This window comes from Pseudoxanthomonas sp. G3 (assembly GCF_057654715.1).
In genome coordinates this window covers 3,455,866-3,476,899 of record NZ_CM172805.1, presented here as the reverse complement: position 1 = coordinate 3,476,899, position 21,034 = coordinate 3,455,866, and the positions used below count along the sequence as shown (strand labels likewise).

At 67.7% G+C, this 21,034-nt stretch carries 29 protein-coding genes; 17 read left to right on the top strand and 12 right to left on the bottom strand.

Annotated features, from left to right (window positions below):
* Positions 1-28 precede the first annotated feature (28 nt).
* Positions 29-1,270, top strand: a complete 1,242-nt coding sequence (locus AC23D6_RS16745) for an MFS transporter (protein ID WP_487750337.1) — start codon at positions 29-31, stop codon at positions 1,268-1,270.
* 21 nt (positions 1,271-1,291) lie between these two features.
* Here the strand turns inward: AC23D6_RS16745 and AC23D6_RS16740 are convergent, their stop codons facing one another.
* Together AC23D6_RS16740 and AC23D6_RS16735 are read right to left on the bottom strand one after the other, a co-directional pair.
* A complete protein-coding gene (locus AC23D6_RS16740) occupies positions 1,292-1,870 on the bottom strand; it encodes a mechanosensitive ion channel family protein (protein ID WP_487750336.1) in 579 nt (192 codons plus the stop codon).
* A gap of 111 nt (positions 1,871-1,981) precedes the next feature.
* On the bottom strand, positions 1,982-2,443 hold the full coding sequence (locus AC23D6_RS16735; RefSeq protein WP_487750335.1) for a hypothetical protein: 462 nt from the start codon (positions 2,441-2,443) through the stop codon (positions 1,982-1,984).
* A gap of 192 nt (positions 2,444-2,635) precedes the next feature.
* On the opposite strand from AC23D6_RS16735, the gene AC23D6_RS16730 reads away from it, so the two are divergent.
* The gene (locus AC23D6_RS16730) at positions 2,636-3,472 is read left to right on the top strand and encodes a hypothetical protein (protein WP_487750334.1); all 837 of its coding nucleotides are present in this window, start codon (positions 2,636-2,638) and stop codon (positions 3,470-3,472) included.
* Between the two features lie 60 nt (positions 3,473-3,532).
* On the opposite strand, the gene AC23D6_RS16725 is transcribed toward AC23D6_RS16730, so the two are convergent.
* From AC23D6_RS16725 to AC23D6_RS16715, 3 genes are all read right to left on the bottom strand, one after another.
* Positions 3,533-3,955, bottom strand: a complete 423-nt coding sequence (locus AC23D6_RS16725; RefSeq protein WP_487750333.1) for a hypothetical protein — start codon at positions 3,953-3,955, stop codon at positions 3,533-3,535.
* A 211-nt stretch (positions 3,956-4,166) separates the two neighbouring features.
* Positions 4,167-4,799, bottom strand: coding sequence for a cysteine hydrolase family protein (locus tag AC23D6_RS16720; RefSeq protein WP_487750332.1), 633 nt, complete (start codon positions 4,797-4,799; stop codon positions 4,167-4,169).
* 115 nt (positions 4,800-4,914) lie between these two features.
* Positions 4,915-5,478, bottom strand: coding sequence for an ECF-type sigma factor (locus tag AC23D6_RS16715; RefSeq protein ID WP_487750331.1), 564 nt, complete (start codon positions 5,476-5,478; stop codon positions 4,915-4,917).
* A 381-nt stretch (positions 5,479-5,859) separates the two neighbouring features.
* Between AC23D6_RS16715 and AC23D6_RS16710 the strand changes: the two genes are divergently transcribed.
* Complete coding sequence (locus AC23D6_RS16710; protein WP_487750330.1) at positions 5,860-6,324, top strand: transposase; 465 nt, start codon at positions 5,860-5,862, stop codon at positions 6,322-6,324.
* A 329-nt stretch (positions 6,325-6,653) separates the two neighbouring features.
* A complete protein-coding gene (locus AC23D6_RS16705) occupies positions 6,654-6,866 on the top strand; it encodes a hypothetical protein (RefSeq protein WP_487750329.1) in 213 nt (70 codons plus the stop codon).
* A 24-nt stretch (positions 6,867-6,890) separates the two neighbouring features.
* On the opposite strand, the gene AC23D6_RS16700 is transcribed toward AC23D6_RS16705, so the two are convergent.
* Positions 6,891-7,409, bottom strand: coding sequence for an adenine phosphoribosyltransferase (locus AC23D6_RS16700; RefSeq protein WP_487750328.1), 519 nt, complete (start codon positions 7,407-7,409; stop codon positions 6,891-6,893).
* Positions 7,410-7,542: 133 nt separating this feature from the next.
* Here AC23D6_RS16700 and AC23D6_RS16695 point away from each other — a divergent pair, with 133 nt between their 5' ends.
* The 3 genes from AC23D6_RS16695 (at position 7,543) to AC23D6_RS16685 (ending at position 10,071) form a co-directional block, all read left to right on the top strand.
* Complete coding sequence (locus AC23D6_RS16695) at positions 7,543-7,824, top strand: DUF1993 family protein (RefSeq protein WP_487750327.1); 282 nt, start codon at positions 7,543-7,545, stop codon at positions 7,822-7,824.
* Complete coding sequence (locus tag AC23D6_RS16690) at positions 7,730-8,095, top strand: DUF1993 domain-containing protein (RefSeq protein WP_487750326.1); 366 nt, start codon at positions 7,730-7,732, stop codon at positions 8,093-8,095. The genes AC23D6_RS16695 and AC23D6_RS16690 overlap by 95 nt, the downstream gene beginning before the upstream one ends.
* A gap of 236 nt (positions 8,096-8,331) precedes the next feature.
* Complete coding sequence (locus AC23D6_RS16685) at positions 8,332-10,071, top strand: caspase family protein (protein ID WP_487750325.1); 1,740 nt, start codon at positions 8,332-8,334, stop codon at positions 10,069-10,071.
* Positions 10,072-10,076: 5 nt separating this feature from the next.
* Here the strand turns inward: AC23D6_RS16685 and AC23D6_RS16680 are convergent, their stop codons facing one another.
* From AC23D6_RS16680 to AC23D6_RS16670, 3 genes are all read right to left on the bottom strand, one after another.
* Complete coding sequence (locus AC23D6_RS16680; RefSeq protein WP_487750324.1) at positions 10,077-11,345, bottom strand: RNA polymerase sigma factor; 1,269 nt, start codon at positions 11,343-11,345, stop codon at positions 10,077-10,079.
* A 91-nt stretch (positions 11,346-11,436) separates the two neighbouring features.
* A complete protein-coding gene (locus tag AC23D6_RS16675; RefSeq protein WP_487750323.1) occupies positions 11,437-11,850 on the bottom strand; it encodes a VOC family protein in 414 nt (137 codons plus the stop codon).
* A 119-nt stretch (positions 11,851-11,969) separates the two neighbouring features.
* Positions 11,970-12,356 (bottom strand): MmcQ/YjbR family DNA-binding protein, encoded by a 387-nt coding sequence (locus tag AC23D6_RS16670; RefSeq protein ID WP_487750322.1) that lies wholly within the window; start codon positions 12,354-12,356, stop codon positions 11,970-11,972.
* Between the two features lie 210 nt (positions 12,357-12,566).
* Between AC23D6_RS16670 and AC23D6_RS16665 the strand changes: the two genes are divergently transcribed.
* The 3 genes from AC23D6_RS16665 (at position 12,567) to AC23D6_RS16655 (ending at position 13,765) form a co-directional block, all read left to right on the top strand.
* A complete protein-coding gene (locus AC23D6_RS16665) occupies positions 12,567-12,923 on the top strand; it encodes a hypothetical protein (RefSeq protein WP_487750321.1) in 357 nt (118 codons plus the stop codon).
* A 25-nt stretch (positions 12,924-12,948) separates the two neighbouring features.
* A complete protein-coding gene (locus AC23D6_RS16660) occupies positions 12,949-13,284 on the top strand; it encodes a hypothetical protein (RefSeq protein ID WP_487750320.1) in 336 nt (111 codons plus the stop codon).
* Between the two features lie 85 nt (positions 13,285-13,369).
* The gene (locus AC23D6_RS16655) at positions 13,370-13,765 is read left to right on the top strand and encodes a low affinity iron permease family protein (protein WP_487750319.1); all 396 of its coding nucleotides are present in this window, start codon (positions 13,370-13,372) and stop codon (positions 13,763-13,765) included.
* Between the two features lie 76 nt (positions 13,766-13,841).
* Here the strand turns inward: AC23D6_RS16655 and AC23D6_RS16650 are convergent, their stop codons facing one another.
* The 3 genes from AC23D6_RS16650 to AC23D6_RS16640 form a co-directional block, all read right to left on the bottom strand.
* On the bottom strand, positions 13,842-14,042 hold the full coding sequence (locus tag AC23D6_RS16650) for a hypothetical protein (RefSeq protein ID WP_487750318.1): 201 nt from the start codon (positions 14,040-14,042) through the stop codon (positions 13,842-13,844).
* A gap of 40 nt (positions 14,043-14,082) precedes the next feature.
* Positions 14,083-14,550: a GNAT family N-acetyltransferase gene (locus AC23D6_RS16645; protein ID WP_487750317.1), complete on the bottom strand. Its 468-nt coding sequence runs from the start codon at positions 14,548-14,550 to the stop codon at positions 14,083-14,085.
* Between the two features lie 378 nt (positions 14,551-14,928).
* Entirely contained in the window at positions 14,929-15,819 is an 891-nt protein-coding gene (locus AC23D6_RS16640) for a TIGR01777 family oxidoreductase (RefSeq protein WP_487750316.1), read from the bottom strand.
* Positions 15,820-15,934: 115 nt separating this feature from the next.
* Between AC23D6_RS16640 and AC23D6_RS16635 the strand changes: the two genes are divergently transcribed.
* The 7 genes from AC23D6_RS16635 (at position 15,935) to AC23D6_RS16605 (ending at position 20,830) form a co-directional block, all read left to right on the top strand.
* On the top strand, positions 15,935-16,633 hold the full coding sequence (locus AC23D6_RS16635; RefSeq protein WP_487750315.1) for an alpha/beta fold hydrolase: 699 nt from the start codon (positions 15,935-15,937) through the stop codon (positions 16,631-16,633).
* Between the two features lie 94 nt (positions 16,634-16,727).
* A complete protein-coding gene (gene gnd, locus AC23D6_RS16630; protein WP_487750314.1) occupies positions 16,728-17,633 on the top strand; it encodes a phosphogluconate dehydrogenase (NAD(+)-dependent, decarboxylating) in 906 nt (301 codons plus the stop codon).
* Positions 17,634-17,725: 92 nt separating this feature from the next.
* Positions 17,726-18,436 carry a type 1 glutamine amidotransferase domain-containing protein gene (locus AC23D6_RS16625; RefSeq protein WP_487750313.1) on the top strand — a complete coding sequence of 237 codons (711 nt, stop codon included), beginning with the start codon at positions 17,726-17,728 and terminating at the stop codon, positions 18,434-18,436.
* Positions 18,437-18,461: 25 nt separating this feature from the next.
* A complete protein-coding gene (locus tag AC23D6_RS16620) occupies positions 18,462-18,749 on the top strand; it encodes a DUF3247 family protein (protein ID WP_487750312.1) in 288 nt (95 codons plus the stop codon).
* Positions 18,749-18,943 carry a CPXCG motif-containing cysteine-rich protein gene (locus tag AC23D6_RS16615; RefSeq protein ID WP_487750311.1) on the top strand — a complete coding sequence of 65 codons (195 nt, stop codon included), beginning with the start codon at positions 18,749-18,751 and terminating at the stop codon, positions 18,941-18,943. The genes AC23D6_RS16620 and AC23D6_RS16615 overlap by 1 nt, the downstream gene beginning before the upstream one ends.
* A gap of 64 nt (positions 18,944-19,007) precedes the next feature.
* The gene (locus AC23D6_RS16610) at positions 19,008-20,321 is read left to right on the top strand and encodes a PQQ-dependent sugar dehydrogenase (protein WP_487750310.1); all 1,314 of its coding nucleotides are present in this window, start codon (positions 19,008-19,010) and stop codon (positions 20,319-20,321) included.
* 65 nt (positions 20,322-20,386) lie between these two features.
* Complete coding sequence (locus tag AC23D6_RS16605; RefSeq protein WP_487750309.1) at positions 20,387-20,830, top strand: hypothetical protein; 444 nt, start codon at positions 20,387-20,389, stop codon at positions 20,828-20,830.
* Positions 20,831-21,034 lie beyond the last annotated feature (204 nt).

Sequence of the window (21,034 nt, the reverse complement as noted above, 5' to 3'; positions counted from 1 at the left end):
GCCTGTTGCGGTGCAGCATAATGGCGGCATGGATGTCGCACCGCCCCCTGCCGCCTCGCTTTCCGTCGCCGATGCGCTAACGCCGCGCCAAGTCGGACTGATCCTGTTCGCGCTGACGCTCGGCGGCTTCGCCATCGGCACCAGCGAGTTCGCCAGCATGGGGCTGATGCCCAACATGGTGGCGTCGCTGGGCGTGACCGAACCGCAGGTCGGGCACCTGATCAGCGCTTACGCGCTGGGCGTGGTCGTCGGGGCGCCGCTGCTGGCGATCATCGGCGCAGGCTGGAGGCGCAAGATGTTGCTGCTCGCCCTGATGGGTTTCTACGTGCTGGGCAACCTGGCCAGCGCGTTGGGCCCCACTTACGAAAGCCTGCTGGTGTTCCGTTTCATCGCCGGCCTGCCGCACGGGGCGTACTTCGGCGTGGCCGCATTGACGGCGGTGGCGATCAGTCCGCCGAACAAGCGCGGGCGGGCGATCAGCCTGGTGATGCTCGGCCTGACGCTGGCGATCCTGATCGGTAATCCGCTGGCGACCTGGCTGGGCCAGGTGATCGATTGGCGCTGGGTGTTCGCGTTCGTCGCGTTGATCGCGCTGACCACCGCCACCCTGTTGGCGGTCTGGCTGCCCGCGGGCATCGATGGCCCGAAGGCGCACCCGCTGCACGAACTGCGTGCGTTCAACCGCGCGCCCGTGTGGCAGGCACTGGGCATCGGCGCGATCGGTTTTGCCGGCATGTTCGCGGTCTTCAGCTACCTGGCGCCGACGATGCTGGAAGTGACCCGCGTGTCGCCGGCCTGGATCCCGCTCGGCCTGGCCGGGTTCGGCGTGGGGGGTGTGATCGGCAACTTCGTCGGCGGCTGGCTGTTCGACCGCATGCAACTGCGCGGCGCCTGGATCGTGCTGGTCTGGGCGATGGCGATGCTGTTGCTGTTCCCGCTGATGGCGCAGACGCTGCCGACGATCCTGCTGGCGACGGTGGGCATCGGCCTGATGGGCGCGCTGGGTCCGATCCTGCAGTCGCACCTGATGGACGTGGCCGGCGACGCGCAGACGCTGGCCGCGGCCTCGCATCACGCGGCGTTCAATACCGCCAACGCGCTCGGCCCGTGGCTGGGCGGCATGGCGATCACGGCGGGCTTCGGCTGGACCTCGACGGGCTATGTCGGTGCGGCGATGGCCGTCGCCGGCCTGCTGAGCTACGCGTGGGCGCGCCAGACCCTGCGCGCGGGTGATGCCGAGGACGCCATCGCCTGCGGATCGTCGCGCTGAGCGAAGCGCCGACGAGGCCCATTACTCCGGCGAAGACGCCCCAGGCGGCGAACCGGAGCGCCAGCGACGCGTCGTGCGCTGGAAGAACTGGCTGTTGGGAATCTGCAGCACGGTGTCGCCGCGCAGCGTGTCTTCTTCCAGCAAGGTGGTGTACAGCAGATTGATGTCGATCACCCGGCCACGCAGGCCGGGCTTGTCGCCGTTCTCGAGCACTTCGATGTGGTCGTGCACGCGGAATGGACGCGTGGTCAGGATCAGCACACTGCAGAAGATGTTGGACAGCACGCTCCACGCGGCGAAGAACGCCACGGCCGCGACCGCGGTGAAGCCGGTCAGCGCCGTCCACAGCACGCTGCCGGACACGCCCAGACGGCCGAGCGCCAGTAGGAACGCCGAGACATAGATCAGCACGCCCACCAGCCGCCGCGCGCTGACCGCGACCTGGGCGGGCAGATGGTAGCTCTCGCAGACGCGGCGCACGATGATGCGCAACACGCGCAGCAGCAGCCAGGCGCCCAGCAGGATGGCCATGGCTTGCGCCACGGGGATGGCGACGCTCGCGCCTTCCTGCAGCCAGCCATTGATCTGAGGCCAGGTCATCGGGGCACCTTCGTAGGGGAGGGCGAAGCGCACGATGCGGCGTGCAGCGGAGGTACGTCCATGCGGAAAGGGTGACCGCCTTGGCGGGGAGGGTCAACCTTAGGGCGGCCATCAGGGCTCGAAGGGATGCGCCTTGCCGCACGCATAGACGTGGTTGTAGTCGCTGGACATGCATTGGTAGAACGCGCGGCGTTCGCCCGTCGCCGCAGCGCAATCGTCCGTCGTCAGTACGTCCAGCAGCGCCCTCAACGGCGGCGCGGCAGCATCGTGGTCGGCTTGTGAAAGGTAGCCGCTGCGCAGGTTCTTGCCAGCCACTTCCAGCATGGTTTCCACGCCCCAGCGCGCATTCTCCACCGCCTTGTCGCAGGCCAGCGCGGGGGCGGGATCGCTCACCTTCGAGAGATGTTCCGCGATGGCGATGACGTCGGCTTGCACGTCGGCTTGCACGTCGGCGGGCAGCGTGCGGGTCGCGGGCCCGTCCTCGCGCCCGAAGGCATGGGTCGCCGCCAGGCACAACGTCGCGAAAGTGACATGGCGCAGCGAACGACGTAACGAGCGCGATCTGGAGGCCATGGCATTTGATGTGTGTTTGCAGTGGGGTCCGCATTGTAGTTCGAGGCACGGCCGGGCATGGGCGCATCGTGTGGCTTGTCGTGCCCGCAACGCCTTGCAAGAATGCAGGGGCGCCGGAGCAGGCGCAGGCGCTGGCAGGAAGCGGCGCCCGTCGTACCGGATCGATCGACACTTCCACTCTGTGAGGACCACATGACCTACAAGCTACTTGCCGCCATGGCGCTCGCCCTCTCGAGCGTGGCGCCCGCCGCCTTCGCGGGTGAATGCGAGGACAACTTCAGCAAGTCCGGCAGCATCTTCTCCGGCACCGATTTCTCCAGCCGCGTGACCGTCCCCGATCTTTCCATCAAGGATGCGATGGGCCAGGTCCGGGGAATCATGATCGGCGAGAAGATGGACGTGATTACCGAAGACGTTGAAACCGGCACGATGCTCGTCGAGCAGCGCTCCACCGGCACCACGCGCGCAGTTCCCACCTTGATCAACATCAGTGGCGATGGCGGCGCGGCGACGGTGCAGATGACGGTGAAAACCGAGAAGGGCCAGATCGCGAAGGCGGATGCGATGCGTCCGTACATGTGCCAGCTGCTGGGCAAGGTGAGGGGCGGCAAGGAAGGTCGCACCGCCGCCGCGCAGGGCGCGAAGACGCAGAACAACGCCGACGTGAAGGTGAAGGATGTTTACGTGTTCTCGCGCGAGATCGCGCGCGAGGCCAAGGGCAACGCGGTGGCGGTGACCGCGCGCCACAAGGGCCGTCACTACGCCTTGCGTGGCCGGGTGGACTACGTCCAGGAGGACGGCCAGGACTACAACGTTTCCTTTGAGATCCCGCAGCCGGGCTCTGGGCTGCTGCAGGTACCGGGCGACAACGAGCCGCGCGTCGGTGTGGCCTGCCTGTTCAAACCCAACCAGCTGGCCAACGTGCTGACCTTCCGCAAGGGCGACAAGGTGACGTTCAAGGGCCAGTTCCTGCGTTACGACGACTTCAAGCGCGTGTTGTGGCTGCAGAACTGCGTGCAGACGCGCTGACGGTATCGTGTCCACGAACGAGAAAGGCGCCCTTGCGGGCGCCTTTCTTCTTTTGCCAGATCAGTTGGTCTGGCGGCGGTACACGCCCACGTTGGTGTAGCGCCGCCCATCGCTCAGGTGGCCATGCATGCGGATGACCAGCGTGTCGTCGTCGACCAGTTCGCGCTCGGACCATTGCACTTCCTGCCCGTCGTGCCAGGTGGTCGAGTGGAGTTGCGTGGGCGATACGGATTCGAAGCTCAGCGCGTCGGCATAGGGCGTACTGGTATACGGGTACTGCGCACCGTCGGCGCGGCCGTCGAAGGCGGCGCGATAGCGCTTGCCGTTCGCGCTGAGCCATTCCGATGCGATCGACAGTTTCCCGTCGTGGGCGCACGACAGTCGATAGCGCGCGCTGCGCGGCGGACGTCCGAGTTGGTAATCGCACTGCTCCGGCAGCAGGTTCCAGGTGCCGGCGAAAGCGGCGGCGGCGTGGGTCGTCATCAGCGCTCCTTGCGCGAGCTGCGGTCGGGGTTAGCCCCGGGGCCACCATGCTAGCGAGGCACCCCGGGGCGCCGGCTGCCAACGTCGTCGCAATTTCATGCATGAGCGGGATGCGCGGGGAGGTTGCACGATGGGCGCGCGCTGTAAGTGTGATGCGGAATGCGACGTACTGCCCAGCATGGCGCGCGCACGGCCGATAGGCGTGGTGCGTTCAGCGGGCGCGGGAGCTCAGCGCATCGATCAGGCCGTCCGTGGTGAGAATGGCGTGGGCATACGTCGGCGCATTGATCTCGTGCGCGGCATGCATCGCCGCCGTGCTGGCCGCAGCGGTGGCATCCCGGACCAGCGTGACGTGGTAGCCGAGTTCCGACGCGAAGCGACCGGTCGTTTCGATACAGGTGTTCGCGATCAGCCCGACCAGGATCACGTGGGTGATGCGATGCTGCTTGAGCAGGTAGTCCAGGTCGGTGTTCGCGAAGCCGCTGCTGCCCCAGTGCTCCTTGACCAGAATGTCGCCGGGTTGCGGCACGAAGTCAGGATGCCATTCGGCGCCCCAGCTGTCCTTCGCGAACGGTTGCACGCGGGCCGCGCCCAGTTGGTAGGGCGTGGGATGGTCCCAGCCCTTGAAATCATCGGGCTCGAAGCGGTGGTGGGGGACGATGAAGACCGGTAGCCCGGCTTGGCGCACGCAGGCGACCACGGCGCGCAGGTGCGCATGCAGGTCGACACTGCGGGCCACCTCCGCTACCAGCGGCCAGAGCTTGCCGCCTTCCGAGAGGAAGTCGTTGTAGGGATCGACAAACAGCAATGCGGTGCGCCCGGCGGGATATCCCTGCGTGGACATGACGGCGTCCTTTTTGGCGGCGCGGATCAACACCCGCCCCCGGAGCATCGCGCCCGGCGCCCGTCCCGCCTTGCACGGGCGTGCGGGACGCGCGTTCATCCGTCGGCGCCCGTCGTCAGGGCGGCAGATCCGCCCCGGCATCCCCCAGGTGGCTGAACAGGAAGGCACGCGCCTTGCGCCAGTCCCGCCGTACGGTGCGTTCGGTCACCTTCAAGACCCCGGCGATCTCATGCTCGCTGAGGCCGCCGAAGTAGCGCATCTCCACCACCTGGGCCAGGCGCGGGTCTAGCTTGCCCAGGTCGTTCAGCGCCTCGTCCAGGATCAGCAACTGTTCCAGGCGCGATCCTTGGGCAGGTTCGGTGGTTTCGTCGAGCGGCAGCAGGTCCATGCCTTCGCCGCGCTTCTCAGCCAGCGCCCGGCGGACTTCGTCCAGCAGGACGAAGCGCATCGCCCGGGCGATCAGCGCGACCAGATGGGCCCGGTTCTCGACGCTGAAGTCGGCGCTGGCCAGCTTCAGCCACGTCTCGCTGATCAGCGAAGTGGGCGAGCGCATGTGGCCGCGCCGCTGCTGGCGGATCTGGGACCGCGCGATCTGATGGAGGTCGCGATAGAGCAGCGAGTAGATCCGGTTCCATGCGCCCGCCTGGCCGCTCTCCACGGCCCCCAGCAACTGGGTCACCGACTGCTCGTCCACCGCCGGCAGCGGGCTGGCGGCGGAGGGGATTTGCGGCAGGGGAATCCCGCGCCCGGGCCTGTCTGGGTGCCGCTGTCCCGTCATGTCCGGACTGCGCCTGTGATCACGATCTCACTGCATATATGACGCGGCATGCGCCGGTCATGCAAGCCGTAACCGCCGCTTCGTGAACGGGGGCCGCCGACAAGGGATGACTGGGGGCGAAGGCGGGCAAATGCGGACATCGAGGGGTCAGCGCGGAATGTCGACAAGAGGGTGCCATGCGTAGTCTGAAGAAAGTCTGTGGTGTGAGTTTTCCGGATGTCCTGTCGGTCGCGTCGCGCGAATATGGCGTGGGGGGTGCCTGGCATGCGGCATGAAGTTCCAATGATCGCCTCGCGCGACGAACGCGATCTGCACGTCGCAGGTCAGGCGCCTGCCGCGACGGTCGGCTCCGCGCCGGTGCTGCCACAGGGGTTGGGGCCGCGCGCGATCAGCCAGTGGTCGATCATGCAGAGATTGACGGCGCAGGAATGGCAAACCCTGATGAATGCACTTCCGGGCCGGGTCGGGGCACGCGCGCGCCATGGCGGCAATACGCGACGTTTCATCGAAGCCGTGCTGTGGGTGGCGCAGACGGGGGCGTACTGGTCCGACTTGCCGCGCGACTACGGCTCGTGGCATGGCATCTATGTCCGCTTCATCCGCTGGGCGCAAGACGGCAACTGGAGCGAGGTGCTCAATCGGCTCGATCCCCAGGACCAGCGGGCACAGGATCTGCTGGCGTTGGTGCAGCGCTACCTGCAGCGTAACAACACCAAGCACCTCAGTCGGGTGATGCGCGCCTCGTAGCGGCTGGCGCGGTCAGCAACCGCGCCGTCGGGTTCATGAATACGGTCGAGGGTGGGCGGCGCCTCTGCCTTCACGCTCGTCCGCCAAGCTACCTGCCGGCGAAATCCCCCGTCCGGCAGTTAGCGGACCGGCTTCGTCCCCATGATGCCGGTCCATCGCCTGCCATGCCCGACACATGGCAAGCATCGCGCTTCGGCGCATGAGGGGGAGGTGCAATGCCTCCCCCTCGTTTTTGCGGTCGAAGACGCACATGCATCGCTCACACGACGCTGCACAGGTCTTAACACGCCCCGTCCTAGGCTGGCGCTACCGAACCTCAGGAGCCGCTGATGAGCACGCATGTTTTCACTGCGCAGGACGCGGCAGGCCGGCAGTGCCGCATCCAACTCGTGCGCGACGATGCGGCGTCGCAGGGATCGCAGGCGGCCACGGACCGTCAATCGACCTATGTACTTGAAGACGGAAGCCAGGTCCGCCGTATCGACAACGACACCTTCCAGGTGATCAGCACCGGTGCCTACGTCACCCGCGTCGCCGACTGATCTTGTGAACGCCGACGTCGGGGTTCAGTAAACAGCCGACGCCCGCAGGGGCGCCGCGTGCGTCCAGGCCGTGCGCGCCTGCAGGAAGGCCAGTTCGATCAGCACCGCCGTGCCAACCACATCTGCGCCTTGCTGTTCGACCAGCTGCACGGCCGCCTTGAGCGTGCCGCCCGTGGCGAGCACGTCGTCCACCACGATCACGCGGGCGCCCTCGGGCAGTGCGTCGGCATGGATCTCCAGGCGGTCGCGGCCGTACTCCAGACCGTAGTCCAGCGCCAGCGTGTGTCCGGGCAACTTGCCGGGTTTTCGCACAGGCACGAAGCCCACGCCCAACTCCCGTGCCAGCGCGGCGCCGAGAATGAAGCCGCGCGCTTCCACGCCGACAATGGCATGGATCGTCACGCCGCGCCACGGTTCGGCCATCGACGCGATCGCTTCGGCAAAGGCGTCGCCATCGGCCAGCACCGGGGTGATGTCCTTGAAGAGAATGCCGGGCTTGGGGAAGTCGGGGATATCGCGAAGCAGGTCGGTCCAGGCAGGCATGGCACGTCAATCGAGCAGGGGGCGCTGATGCTAGCGCAGTCGCCGGACGTGCGCTGGTCCACGAGTGTTCCGGCCGCAGCCTGGGATGCACTCTCCCGCGCAGAGCGACTAATCATCGTCGCGACCGCCGACTATGCTCACGCCACACACATTCCAGGCATTCCCCATGAGCACAGCCCTGTCGATGCACCAGGCTTCGGTTCCCGTCCTTCTCCGTGCGCTGAAGAACCTGCGCCACGTGCTGGAACAAGGCGAGGCGCACGCGCGCAAAAAAAGGCTACGAGCCGATCATCCTGCTGCAATCGCGCCTGGCGCCCGACATGCTGCCGCTGGTGCGCCAGGTGCAGATTGCGACGGACACGTCGAAGTTCGCCCTCGCGCGCCTGACCGCGACGGAGTCGCCGCGCTTCGATGATGTCGAAACCACGTTCGAGGGGTTGTATGCGCGCCTGGACGCGGTATCCGACTACCTGCGCACGTTCGATGAAGCCGCGCTCGACGGCAGCGAAGACCGCCGCATCACCCTGACCACACGCACGCGTGGCGACCTGGTGTTCGATGGCCGCGGCTATCTGCTGGGCTTCGTGCTGCCCAACCTGTTCTTCCACGTCACCACGGCCTACGCGATCCTGCGCCACAACGGCGTGCCGCTGGGCAAGCGGGACTACCTCGGCCCCGAGGCCTGACGACCCCGCCGGAGCGGCGTGTCCGCTCCGGCCGGCCACCGGCGTTGGACAGGGTGAGCTGCGCGATCCCTGCCGCGCGGTGGCTTCCCTGAGGAGCGGGTTGCCCGGCGGCGAAGGAGTGCTGCGCGTGTCACGACATGCGACGGGCGGCTCCGATACTGTCGGCCGGGCATCCACGCCATGCGACGCACATCGCGTGCGCGGACGCCGGGACCACATCAGCGAGGGAAGCAGCGATGGCGACGGCACTACGGATCCTCTGCGTGCATGGCGTGGGCCAGCACCCGCCGGGCGGCGCCTGGCAACAGACCTGGGAAGACGCGATCCACGATGCATGCCGGCAGGTCGATGCCGAACGCCCGCTCGACATCCAGTATTGCCACTACGACGACATCTTCGCCCAGCACACGGTGAGCCTGGGCGACACCCTGGAAGCCTTGGCGCGCCTGCTGGCCAACGGCATCACTGCGCCTTTTCGGCGTGCGCGCGGCGACGACTCGCGCCTGCGCCATACCGCGGGCATGGTGGTGAAATGGGTGGAAAGCGCCACCTTCCGCAAGCAGACGCGCGACCGCCTGGCGCAGCGCATCGACGCGACGAAGCCGCACGTCGTGCTCGGACACAGCCTCGGCTCGCTGGTCTGCTACGACACCTTCACCCACCCGGACACGCGGGCCAGCGCCAGCGGCCGCTACTTCGTCTCGCTGGGCTCGCAGATCGGCAATCCGTTCGTGCGTGGCGAGTACCAGGCCGGCCGCCTCAGCGCCCTGGACAAAGCGCGCTTCTGGTACCACCTCTACAACCGCTTCGATTCGGTGTTCACCGCGCGCGTCTCCATCGCGGCCGACAATTTCCGCCAGGTCGACACCCACTTCGACATCGCCGGCAACGCGGACCACGCCGCCGAGGAGTACCTGCGCCATCCGCAGGCCGTCAGTACCTTCTGGTACGACGTGCTCAACGACGAGACCACGCGCATCACCCGCGCATTGCGGGAGCAGAAGCCGGTCGCCGCGCGCGTGGCCACGCCGCGCAAGCGCGCGCTGCTGGTCGGGATCAACGAATATCCCGATCCGGACCAGCGCCTGGCCGGCTGCGTCAACGACGTGTTCCTGATGAGCGCCATGCTGCAGGAACAAGGCTTCGACGCCGGCGACATCCGCGTGGTGCTGGACGAGCGCGCCACCGCCGACGGCATCCGCGACCGCGTCGACTGGCTGCTGGACGGCGTGCGCCCGGGCGATCAGCGCATCCTCTACTACAGCGGCCATGGCGCGCAGCTGGCCACCTACGGGCTAGGCGACCGCGTCGACCGCATGGATGAAACCCTGGTCCCCTACGACTTCGACTGGACCGAGGACACCGCGCTCACCGACGACTGGCTGTTCGAGCGCTACGTGCAGCTGCCGTACGACGTGGACTTCAGCATCATCCTCGACTGCTGCCACTCCGGCGGCATGTCCAAGGGCGGGCCGGCGCGCATGCGCGGCCTCAACCCGCCCGACGACATCCGCCACCGGTCGATGAAATGGAACGCCGCGCGCGAGATGTGGGTGCCTCGCGAGCTGGAGGTCGCCGAGCGCAAGCAGCTCGCGGTCGACCAGAGCACGATGCCGCTGGCCGACATGAGTGGGCGGCTGGGCTACGCGCTGCCGGTACGCACGCTGCCGCTGTCGCAGGCGCGCCAGCTCCGCAAGCGCCTGGGCCACAAGGGGCCGTACATGCCGTTGCTGGTGTACGCCTGCCAGGAAGGCGAATTCGCCTACGAGTACGAACACGGCGCCATCCAGCACGGCGCGTTCACCTATGCGCTGGTGAAGAACTGGCGGAAGATGCTGCGCGGCGGCGCTGGCGATCGGCGCCGACTGAAGGTCAGCGACTTGGTGAAGTACACGTCGCAGGAACTGCGCGAACTGGAGTACGACCAGACCGCGGCCCTGGCCGGTCCGGAAATTCGTTTATCGCGCTGGATGTAACCGCTTCAGCCAGCGGCCACGCACTCACGCGCGCGCGCCAGCAGCAGCGCCTGTTCGCGCGCGTTGCGCGTCATCGTCGCGGCGCGCTCGAATTCGGCGCGTGCCTCGTCGTGCCGCGCCAGCTTGAACAGCAGGTCGCCGCGCACGCTGGGCAGCAGGTGGTAGTGCTTCATCGCCGGATCGTCCTGCAGACGATCCACCAGCGGCAGCGCGCTGGCGGGGCCGTCGGCCATCGACACGGCGACCGCGCGATTCAACTCGACCACCGGGGAAGGATTCACCTGCGCGAGCGCGGCGTACAGCGTGGCGATGCGCGTCCAGTCGGTCGCCTCTGCGGTCACCGCGCGCGCATGGCAGGCGGCGATCGCGGCCTGCAACGCATACGGCCCGAAAGCGCCGCCCAACTGTTCCGCCCGCGCCAGCGCGTCCAGGCCGCGCCGGATCAGCAAGCGATCCCAGCGACTGCGATCCTGGTCGAGCAACAGCACGGCTTCACCGTCCTTACCCACGCGCGCATGCAGGCGCGAGGCCTGGATTTCCATCAACGCGACCAGGCCGTGCACCTCCGGCTCGCGCGGCGTCAGCGCGGCCAGCATGCGGCCCAGGCGCAGCGCTTCCTCGCATAGTGCCGGACGCACCCAGTCGTCGCCGCTGGTCGCGGAATAGCCTTCGTTAAAGACCAGATACAACACGCCGAGCACGCTGGCCAGGCGCTCCTGCAAGGCCTCGCCGCGCGGTACTTCGAACGCCACGTCCGCCTCGGCCAAGGTGCGCTTGGCGCGCACGATACGCTGCGCGACGGTCGGTTCCGCGGCGAGGAACGCACGTGCGATCTCGTCCGTGGTCAGGCCGCACAGCAGGCGCAGTGTCAGCGCCACGCGCGCTTCCATCGACAGCACCGGATGGCAGGCCACGAACACCAGCCGCAGCAGGTCGTCGTCGATGTCGTGGTCCAGCGCGTCCTCGTCGCGTTCGCGGCGCTCGTCCTGGATCTCCTCCAGTTCGCGCGCGAGTTCCTCGTGCTTGCGGTCCAGCAACTGCAAGCGGCGCAGGCGGTCGATCGCGCGGCGCTTGGCGGTGGTCATCAGCCACGCCCCCGGATTGTCGGGCACGCCGTCACGGGGCCAGGTCTCCAGCGCGGCGACCAGCGCGTCCTGCGCCAGCTCCTCGGCCAGGTCCAGGTCGCGCACCATGCGGGCGAGACCGGCGATCACGCGCGCGGATTCGATACGCCAGACGGCGTCGATCGCGCGATGGGTGGGGGAGGTCGACATGGCGCGCATCAGACCACGGCGCCGCGGCCGGTGAAAGCCGCAGCGCAGCGAAGGGGAGCGTCACGGTGGCCACGACGCGCCCGCGCCGCCATCACGCGTCCTTTTCGCAGTTGATCATCCACGGCACGCCGAACTTGTCGACCAGCATGCCGAAGCGCACCGCCCAGAACGTCTGCGTCAGCGGCATGGTCACCTGGCCGCCGTCGGACAGCGCGCCGAAGATGCGTTCGGCATCCTTGATGCTGTCCACCGACAGCGAGACCGAGCAGCCCTTCACGCCCTCGTACGGATGCGCCGGATGATTGTCCGAGCCCATCAGCACGGTCTGCCCGAAGATCACGTGCGTGTGCATGATCTTCTGCTTGTGTTCCGGCGGAAAATCTTCGCAGCCTTCGGTGCCGTCGAAGCGCATCATCGGCCCGAGCTCGCCGCCGGTGGCCTGCGCATAGAAGGTGAAGGCGGCTTCGCAGTCGCCGTTGAGGATCAGGTAGGGATTGACGTTCATGGTGGGCTCCTCGGGGGGTCGGGTGCAGGGCCGGCACGGCCTGCTCGTGTTCTCCGACGAACCGGCAGGGCCGGAATCGACAGCGTCGGAGATGAAGATCCATTCGGCCCGCGCATCCGTCAGCGGACGGCGTCGCCGGGATCGGCGGCGGCCCCGGCGATGGCCTCGCGCTGGCGCCGGGTCAGCTTGGCCAGGGCATGGCGGTAGGACCACGCCACCAGGTCCTTCAGGTAGGCGCCGGGCACCGACGACACGTCCACCACGGTCACCCAGCGATGCTTCCCCAGCCAGCGCGCCGGCTTGATGCCCGGTTGGTCGGTCAGTTCCAGGAAGCGCTCCGGCGCCACCTTGAAACTGAAGCGCCACCGCTCCGGTTCGCTGGTCTTGAAATAGGCGAAGCGCTTGCCGCCCACCTCGTACGCCAGGATGTTCGACGGCTCCCCGTACAGCGTTTCCTCGCTGCCCGGCAGGGCACGGCAATGGCGTTTGAGCGCGGCGACGTCCATGCAGATGATGCTAGCGCCGCGAGCGCGGGCGTGGCGTACAGGCGGGGCGGGTCGAGGGCGGAGGTTGTCCTCGAGATGACGCGGGCGCGGATGCGGGGTCGTCCCAGCCTGGGTTGCGTTTGATGTTGCTGTCAGATGGGACGCATCTGCAGGTGCTTCATTCGACCCTTCATTTGAAGTAAAAAGTGCAAATGCAAAGCAGGGGATGTCATGACGAGCCCGATCTACAGTCCGATGCAGGTTGCGGCCGCTTCTTTCATCGGAACGCCGATGGCAGCGGCTTTCCTTGTTCGAGCCAATATCAGCGACCGGACCGGCGGCCCGCAGGCGTGGCTCTATTTCGTGGCTTTTTGTGTGCTGTTCGTGTCCTTTGCGGCCGTGAATCCCTTCGAGAGTCGGGTGGTGAACGTGGGGATGTTCCTCGTCCTGACCTGCTCGCTCCTTGCCGTCAACCATCTGGTTTCCAGGGCGTACGCCCCGCCGTTGAAGCGTTGGGGCCGCGCACTCGCCATTTCAGTGGCGTTCTTCCTGGCGTGGATGACGTTTTTGCTCGTGGTGTTCGGCTGACGCAGTAGATCCCTGGGAAGAGAACATGGCGCCCGCAAAAAGTGTCGTACACATTCTTTCGCTGACCATGCTTGCCGGATGTACATCGGAAGCAGTGACCTGCGGGGGTGATGTTTCTCCCAAGGCGCTTGCCGCCAGCGCGGCGAACATCGTGGAACAGGCAAAGCGGGATGCCGCGTCGTTCTGCGTGCGGAGCAACGGCGGGTGTGATTTCAGGATGGCCAAGACCCGCGACGGGTGGTCGGTCGCCGCCACCTTCCGGGTTGAAAGAGATGGCAAGTGCCTGTCTCGAATCGGCGATCAAAGGTTCTATCTCTACGACGAAGCAGGGGTCCTGCAGCGCGTGATAAACGGCTTGTAGGGCAGCTGCGTTTCAGAAAACGATGTCTTCACCTCCAGTGGGTGTCGACTGGACGAAACTCCGCGAACACCCCAGGACCGCGCCCATGAGCACCTCGTCGGCCTTCACCCGCCTGGCCAAGAAAGCCTCCACGTTCACCGGCCGCCCCGCGTGTTTTGCGTTGGCTCTGGGGACCGTGGTCGTGTGGGCCATCACCGGGCCGGTGTTCAAGTTCAGCGATACCTGGCAGCTGGTGATCAACACGGGTACGACGATCATCACCTTCCTGATGGTCTTCCTGATCCAGAACACCCAGAACCGCGATACCGAGGCGATGCAGATCAAGCTGGATGAGCTGATCCGCGTCTCGCGCAGCGCCAACAACGCATTGCTGGACCTGGAGGATATGGAAGAGAAGGAGCTCGACGACCTGCGCGCGCATTACGAAGACATGGCGCGGCAGGCGCGTGAGGTGCAGCAGGGTAAGGTGCGTCGGCCGTGATGTGGATCGTAGAGTGGGCCCGCGGCTCCGCGCTGGCTTGCGTACCGATCGGCACGAGCACGAACTTCGGAGCGCCTCAGGAAGGCTTCGCGTTGTCGTGCTGGATCGAGCGACGAAGATAAGCCAAGCATCGCCGGTGCAGCGCCATCATCAGCGCGCCCCACGCGAGCGCGAGGACGACCGTACTCCCGGGGAATACGTCCGGAAGTGCCCACAGGCACAGCGCACCGAGCAGGGCAACGCACAGCAGCGCGGCCTGCCACACGAATGACTTCACCACAAGACGCTCCAGACGATGGACGTTGACGAGTACCTTATTACCACCGCTTCTCCATCCGGTAGTTGTGGATGGCCACGCTGTCCATCACGAGGTCGTTGCGGCCGAGCAAGGTGAAGCCGCGGCGTTCGAACAGGGGGCGGGCGAGTTCGCTGGCTTCGACGAAGATCCGGCGCAGGCCGCGGCGCCGGGCGTGCGCTTCGATGGCGGCATACAGCTGCGAGCCCACATGCAGGCCTTCGGCTTCCGGCGCGGCATAGAGCATGTCCAGGTGGCCGTCGGCCTCCAGGTCGGCGAACCCGAGCACCGTACCCGCATCATCCTGCGCGACCACCACGTAGCGTCCGTCGCTGCAGCGCGCCGCGGTGCGCGCGATATCGGCGGTGGCGGCCCACACCGCGACCTGCTCGGGCGTGTACGCGCGTGGCCCGAAGTGGCGCACGGAACGTGCGTACAGCGCGGTCAGTGCAGCGGCATCGGTGGGGTGGTAGGGGCGGAGGGTGGGCATGACCCGCTCTTCTCTCACTAAGGGTGTTGCGAGGACCAAAAAGGCCCGTTCTTCTCTCACTAAGAGTGTCGCTAGGATCAAAAAGGTCCGTTCTTCTCACACTAAGGGTGTCGCGAGGACCAAAAAGGCCCGTTCTTCTCACACTAAGAGTGTCGCGAGGGCCAAAAAGGTCCGTTCTTCTCTCACTAAGAATGTCGCGAGGACCAAAAAGGTCCGTTCTTCTCTCACTAAGGGTGTCGCGAGGGCGAAAAAGGTCCGTTCTTCTCACACTAAAGGTATCGCGAGGCCCCAAAAGGTCCTCTCTTCTCTCACCAAGAGGGTCGCGAGGACCGAAAAGATCCATTGATGCCTGTCTGGGCGAACGGCCCGGGGGCGATATCACGTGTGCACAAGGTCTGACAGCGCGTCGTCCAGGGTAGGAAAGCGGAAGGTGAATCCCTCCGCCAGGGCATGCGCCGGCAATACGCGCTGGCCGGTCAGCAGCAGCTGGGCCATTTCGCCGAAAGCGGCTTTCAGCACGAACGCGGGGGTCGGCAGCACGGCGGGGCGGTGCAGGGCGCGGCCCAGGGCTTGGGCGAAGTCGCGGTTGGTGACCGGCGTGGGGGCGGTGCCGTTGTAGGCGCCGCCGGCGCCGTCGCGTTCCAGCAGCCAGGCGATCAGGCCGATCAAGTCGTCGCGGTGGATCCAGCTCATCCATTGCCGCCCATCGCCCATTGGCCCGCCCGCGCCCAGCCGGAACGGCGGCAGCATCTTCGCCAGCGCGCCACCGTCGGCGCCGAGCACGATGCCGGTGCGCACGCGGCAGGTGCGCACGTCCAGGCCTTCGGCCTGCATCGCCTCGGTTTCCCAGTCGCGGCAGAGCTGGGCGGCGAAGTCGTCGCCGGGCGCGGCGGATTCGTCCAGCGCCTCGTCGCCGCGCGGGCCGTAATAGCCGATGGCCGAGCCTGAGACCAGCACGCGTGGACGCACGGACTGCCGCGCCATCCAGGCGATCAGTGCCCGCGTGGTGTCCAGCCGAGAGCCGCAGAAGGCGGCCTTGCGCGCCGCATTCCAGCGTCCGGCCATCAGCGGTTCGCCGGCCAGGTTGATCACGGCCTCCACATCGCGCGCTTCGTCCAATGCGCCAAGCGCACGCGCGGCGGCCGGCAGCTGCGTCCGCGCCCGCACGGGGTCGCGCGTCAGCACGCTGAGGGTGTGGCCGGCCTGCAACAGGTGGGCGCAGAGCGCCTGGCCGATGAAGCCGGTACCGCCGGTGATCAGGACATGCATGGACGGTCTCGCGAAGGAGCGGACAAGCTTACGCACCAGGGCGTGTTGCGGATGTGGAACGGACCGTGGGCGCGGATCGGCGGTCGCCGAGCAAGGCGCGGCCTACACTACGCGCATGGCTTCCCTTCCCCTGGTCCTGCTGCCGGGCCTGCTCTGCGACGCACGCCTGTGGCGCGACCCCGCGGCCGCGCTGGCCGACGTGGCCCCGGTCCATCACGCCGACCTGACCCTGGACGACAGCGTCGCCGGCATGGCCGCGCGCGTGCTGGCGGCGGCGCCGCCGGTGTTCGCGCTCGCCGGCCTGTCGATGGGCGGCTATGTCGCCTTCGAGATCCTGCGCCAGGCGCCGCAGCGCGTCGCGCGGCTGGCCCTGTTGGATACCAGCGCCCGCACCGACCCGCCCAAGCGGCTGGCGGTGCGCAAGGCCGGCCTGGCGCTGGCCGAGGCCGGACGGTTCGCCGGCGTCACCCGCAAGTTGCTGCCGCAGCTGGTGCACGAGAGCCGGGTCGACACCGAGGTGGGCGAGGAGGTGATGGCGATGGCGCAGCGCGTGGGCCGCGATGCCTTCCTGCGCCAGCAGCGCGCCATCATCGACCGGCCCGATTCGCTGCCGCTGCTGCCGACCATCGCCGTGCCGACCCTGGTCGGCGTCGGCGAAGATGACCGCATGACCCTGCCGGAGGAAGCCCGCGTGTTGCACCAGGGCATCGCCGGCGCGCGGTTGCACGTGTTCGCGCGCTGCGGCCACCTGCCGCCGATGGAAGTGCCGCAGGAAACCGCCGCCGTGCTGCGCGACTGGCTGCAGGCGCCATGAGGCGGCCGGCGCGCACGCGCATCCACGCCCTCGCCACCGACGGCAGCGACAATGGCGCATCCCTTTCTTTTTCGTTGAACGCACGGGAGTACACATGGAACTGGCGATGATCGGACTGGGGCGCATGGGCGCCAACATGGCCGAGCGGTTGGTGCGCGGCGGGCACGCCGTGCGCGGCTACGACCCAGGCGAGGCGGCGCGCCAGCAGGCCGAGGCGCGCGGGATCGTGCCGCACGCGAGCCTGCAGAACGCGGTCGCCGCGCTGCCCACGCCGCGCGTGGTGTGGCTGATGGTGCCGGCCGGGCAGGTGGTCGACGACACGCTCGCGCAGCTGCGTCCGCTGCTGGCGGCTGGCGACACGGTGATCGACGGCGGCAACTCCAACTACAAGGACACCCAGCGCCGCGCTGTGCAGCTGGCCGACGCGGGCATCCACTACATCGACTGCGGTACCAGCGGCGGTGTCTGGGGCCTGGCCGAGGGTTACAGCCTGATGATCGGCGGCGATGCCGATGCGGTGGCGCGGCTGCAGCCGGTATTCGCTACGCTCGCGCCCACGCCGGAGACCGGTTGGGGCCGGGTGGGCCCGAGCGGCGCCGGCCACTTCGCGAAGATGGTCCACAACGGCATCGAGTACGGAATGATGCAGGCCTACGCCGAAGGTTTCGCGATCCTGGAGAAGAAGGACGCGATGGAGTTCGACCTCGGCGCGCTGGCCGAGATCTGGCGCCACGGCAGCGTGGTGCGCTCGTGGCTGCTCGACCTGACCGCCGACGCGCTGAAGAAGAATCCGCAGATGGCCGGCATCGCGCCGTACGTGGCCGATTCGGGCGAGGGCCGCTGGACGGTGGCCGAGGCCATCGACCTCAACGTCTCCGCGCCGGTCATCACGATGTCGCTGCTGGAACGCCTGCGCTCGCGCGAGAGCGATTCCTACGCCGACAAGCTGCTGGCGGCGATGCGCAATGAATTCGGCGGGCATGCGGTGAAGCAGGGCTAGCCGCGGTCAGCGGCGGTTAACGCGCGCGGCACCCGGCTCACCCGACCTTATCGCGCGCGCCGCTAGGCTGCACGCATCGACAGGAGGACCCGATGAAGATCCTGATGGTGCTGACCTCGCACGACCGCCTTGGCGACACCGGCCACAAGACAGGCTTCTGGCTCGAGGAGTTTGCGGCGCCGTACTACGTGTTCAAGGACGCCGGCGCGCAGCTGCTGCTGGCCTCGCCGAAAGGCGGCCAGCCGCCGCTGGACCCGAAAAGCGATGCGCCCGATGCGCAGACCGCAGCCACCGTGCGCTTCAACGAGGACGCCGAGGCGCTGTCGGCGCTGGCCACCACGCACCGGTTGAAGGACGTGGTCGATGAGACATTCGACGCCGTCTTCTACCCCGGAGGCCACGGGCCGCTGTGGGATCTGGCCGAGGACCCGGATTCGATCCGCCTGATCGAACAGACGTTCTCCGCCGGCAAACCGGTCGCGGCGGTCTGCCACGGTCCGGCGGTGTTCCGGCATACGCGTGGCGCGCTCGGCGAGGCCCTGGTGAAGGACAAGCGCGTGACGGCCTTTTCCGACGAGGAAGAAGCGGCCGTGGGCCTGGCCGAGGTGGTGCCGTTCTCGCTGGAGGACGCGCTGAAGAAGAATGGCGCCCGCTACGAGCGCGGCCCTGTGTGGCAGTCCTACGTGGTCGCCGACGGCGCCCTGGTGACCGGGCAGAATCCGGCCTCGTCCGAAGCGGCGGCGGAGGAAGTTTTGCGCCTGCTGCGCGACGGCGTTCACGACGGCTTACCGCCCCGCGCGTAGCGTGGCCCGTGCGAGGAGGTGAGCGATGAACCAGGCGCCCGAGCACCTGTACACCCGACAGGACGACATCGCCCGCATGGAGGCGCTGGTCACGCAGCTGCCCGACGAGGCGGTGGTGGAACTGCACCTCACCGACGGCGGCTCGATCACCGGCATCGTCACCACGCGGCCCAGCGTGCAGGTGTTCCGTGACGGCGATGGACAAGAGGGCTTCAACGCCGTGGTACGCATCGACGACCAGCGGCGTCCCGATGTCACCCATTACCTCTGGCTGGACCGCATCGCTTCGGTCACCCCGCTTGGGTCGGCCTGATGCCGCACCTGCCCACCGCCGACATCGACTGCCCGTATTGCGGCGAGACGATCACCCTGGTGGTCGACGATTCGGCTGGCGACCAGCAGTACGTCGAGGATTGCCACGTGTGCTGCAAGCCCATCGAGGTGCGGGTGAACGTGGACGAGGACGGCACCGTCGACGTGGCCGCCTGGGGTCAGGACGACGCTTGAACCGTTGACGTGACGTTCGCGGTGCCGTGCCTAGGCTCGCGGCATCCTGTCCGGAGCACCTGCCATGTCGCCGATCCGCTGCCTGCTGCCGCTGCTGGTGATCGGCTGTCTGTCGTGCACGGGGCATGCGCAGTCGCCGGACGAAACCGGGCCGCGGCCTACGCTGCCCGCGCCGCAGCAACGCTGGATACCCACGGTCAACGTGGCCCCGGCGGTGGGCTGGCCGAACGGTGCCGGCCCGACGGCCGCCTACGGCCTGGCCGTCACGGCCTTCGCGCGCGGCCTGGATCATCCGCGTTGGCTGTATGTGCTGCCAAACGGCGACGTGCTGGTCGCCGAGACCAACGCGCCGCCGAAGCCCGCGGAAAAGAAGGGCCTGCGCACGTGGTTCATGAAGCGCACGATGAAGAAGGCGGGCGCGGCCACGCCCAGCGCCAACCGCATCAGCCTGCTGCGCGATGCCGACGGCGACGGTGTGGCCGAACTGCGGACGGCCTTCCTGACCGATCTGTCTTCGCCCTTCGGCATGGCCCTGGTCGGCGACCGGCTTTACATCGCCAATGCCGATGCGATCGTCAGCGTGCCGTACCGCGGGGGCCAGACGGCCAGCGATGCGGTGCCCGCCAAGCTCGTCGACCTGCCGGGCGGCCCGCTCAACCACCACTGGACCAAGAGCCTGCTGGCCAGCCCCGACGGTCGCCACCTGTATGTCGGGGTGGGGTCCAACAGCAACGTCGGCGAGAACGGCATGGCCATGGAGACCGACCGCGCCGCGATCCTGGAAGTGGACGTGACCACCGGCGCGCGCCGGGTGTTCGCCTCCGGCCTGCGCAATCCGGTCGGCCTGGCATGGGCACCACAGGGCGGCGCGTTGTGGACCGTGGTCAACGAGCGCGACGAACTCGGCGACGCGCTGGTGCCCGACTACCTGACGTCGGTGCGCGAAGGCGGGTTCTACGGGTGGCCTTACAGCTATTACGGTGCGCATGTGGACACGCGCGTCGAGCCGCAGCGCCCCGACCTGGTCGCTCGCGCCATCGCGCCCGACTATGCGTTGGGCGCACACGTCGCGGCGCTGGGGCTGGCCTTCCACGATGGCACCGGCTGGCCGGCCGCGCTGCAGGGTGGCGCCTTCATCGGTGAGCACGGCTCGTGGAACCGGCGGCAGCCGGCCGGCTACAAGCTGGTGTTCGTGCGCTTCGTCGACGGTCGTCCGCAGGGTGCGCCCGTGGATGTGCTGACCGGCTTCCTCGACGCCGAGGGCAATGCGCGGGGCCGGCCGGTCGGCGTGGCGGTGGATGCGCGCGGCGGGGTGCTACTGGCCGACGATGTGGGCAACGTGGTCTGGCGGGTGTCCCCCGCCACGGCAGGACCGTAACGCGCGTATCGCCGCCGGCGGCGTATGCTCGGCTCCGGTCCGACACCACACCCTGGGGAGGGGAGATGAACACGACCACCACCGTTACACCCAAGCGCTCGCTGGGCTTCTGGCTCATCGGCGTGTTCGCGCTGGTCTGGAACCTGATCGGCGTGGCCATGTGGTACCTGCAGGTCAACATGTCCGCCGAGCGACTGGCGACGATGACCGACCCACAACGCCAGGTCTACGAGGCCACGCCCGGCTGGCTCAACATCGCCTTCGCGGTGGCGGTGTTCGCCGGCGTGCTGGGCGCACTGGGATTGCTGTTGAAGAAGCGTTGGGCGGGCACGATGTTCCTGCTGTCGCTGATCGCCCTGTTGGTGCAGCTGATCGGCGCCTATGTCGTGACGCCGGCCTGGGCCGCGTACGGGCCGGTTGGATTGATCATGCCGGCCGTGCTGTTGCTGATCGCGCTGTTCCTGCTCTGGTATGCCAACAAGGCGCAGGCGCGTCACTGGCTTGCCTGAGATCTGGCAGTAAGCAAGGAAAAAGCCGCCTGGAAACCGGCGGCTTTTTTTACTCCCTTTCCCCGCGTGGCGGGGAGAAGGTGGCCGGAGGCCGGATGAGGGGCGAGCGCAATGCTGGACCGAGCAAGCGCTGCGCTTTGGGATCGCGACGTCGGAGGTGGCGATGCCGCGTCGATGACACTGGCTGCGTCGCCCCTCACCCGC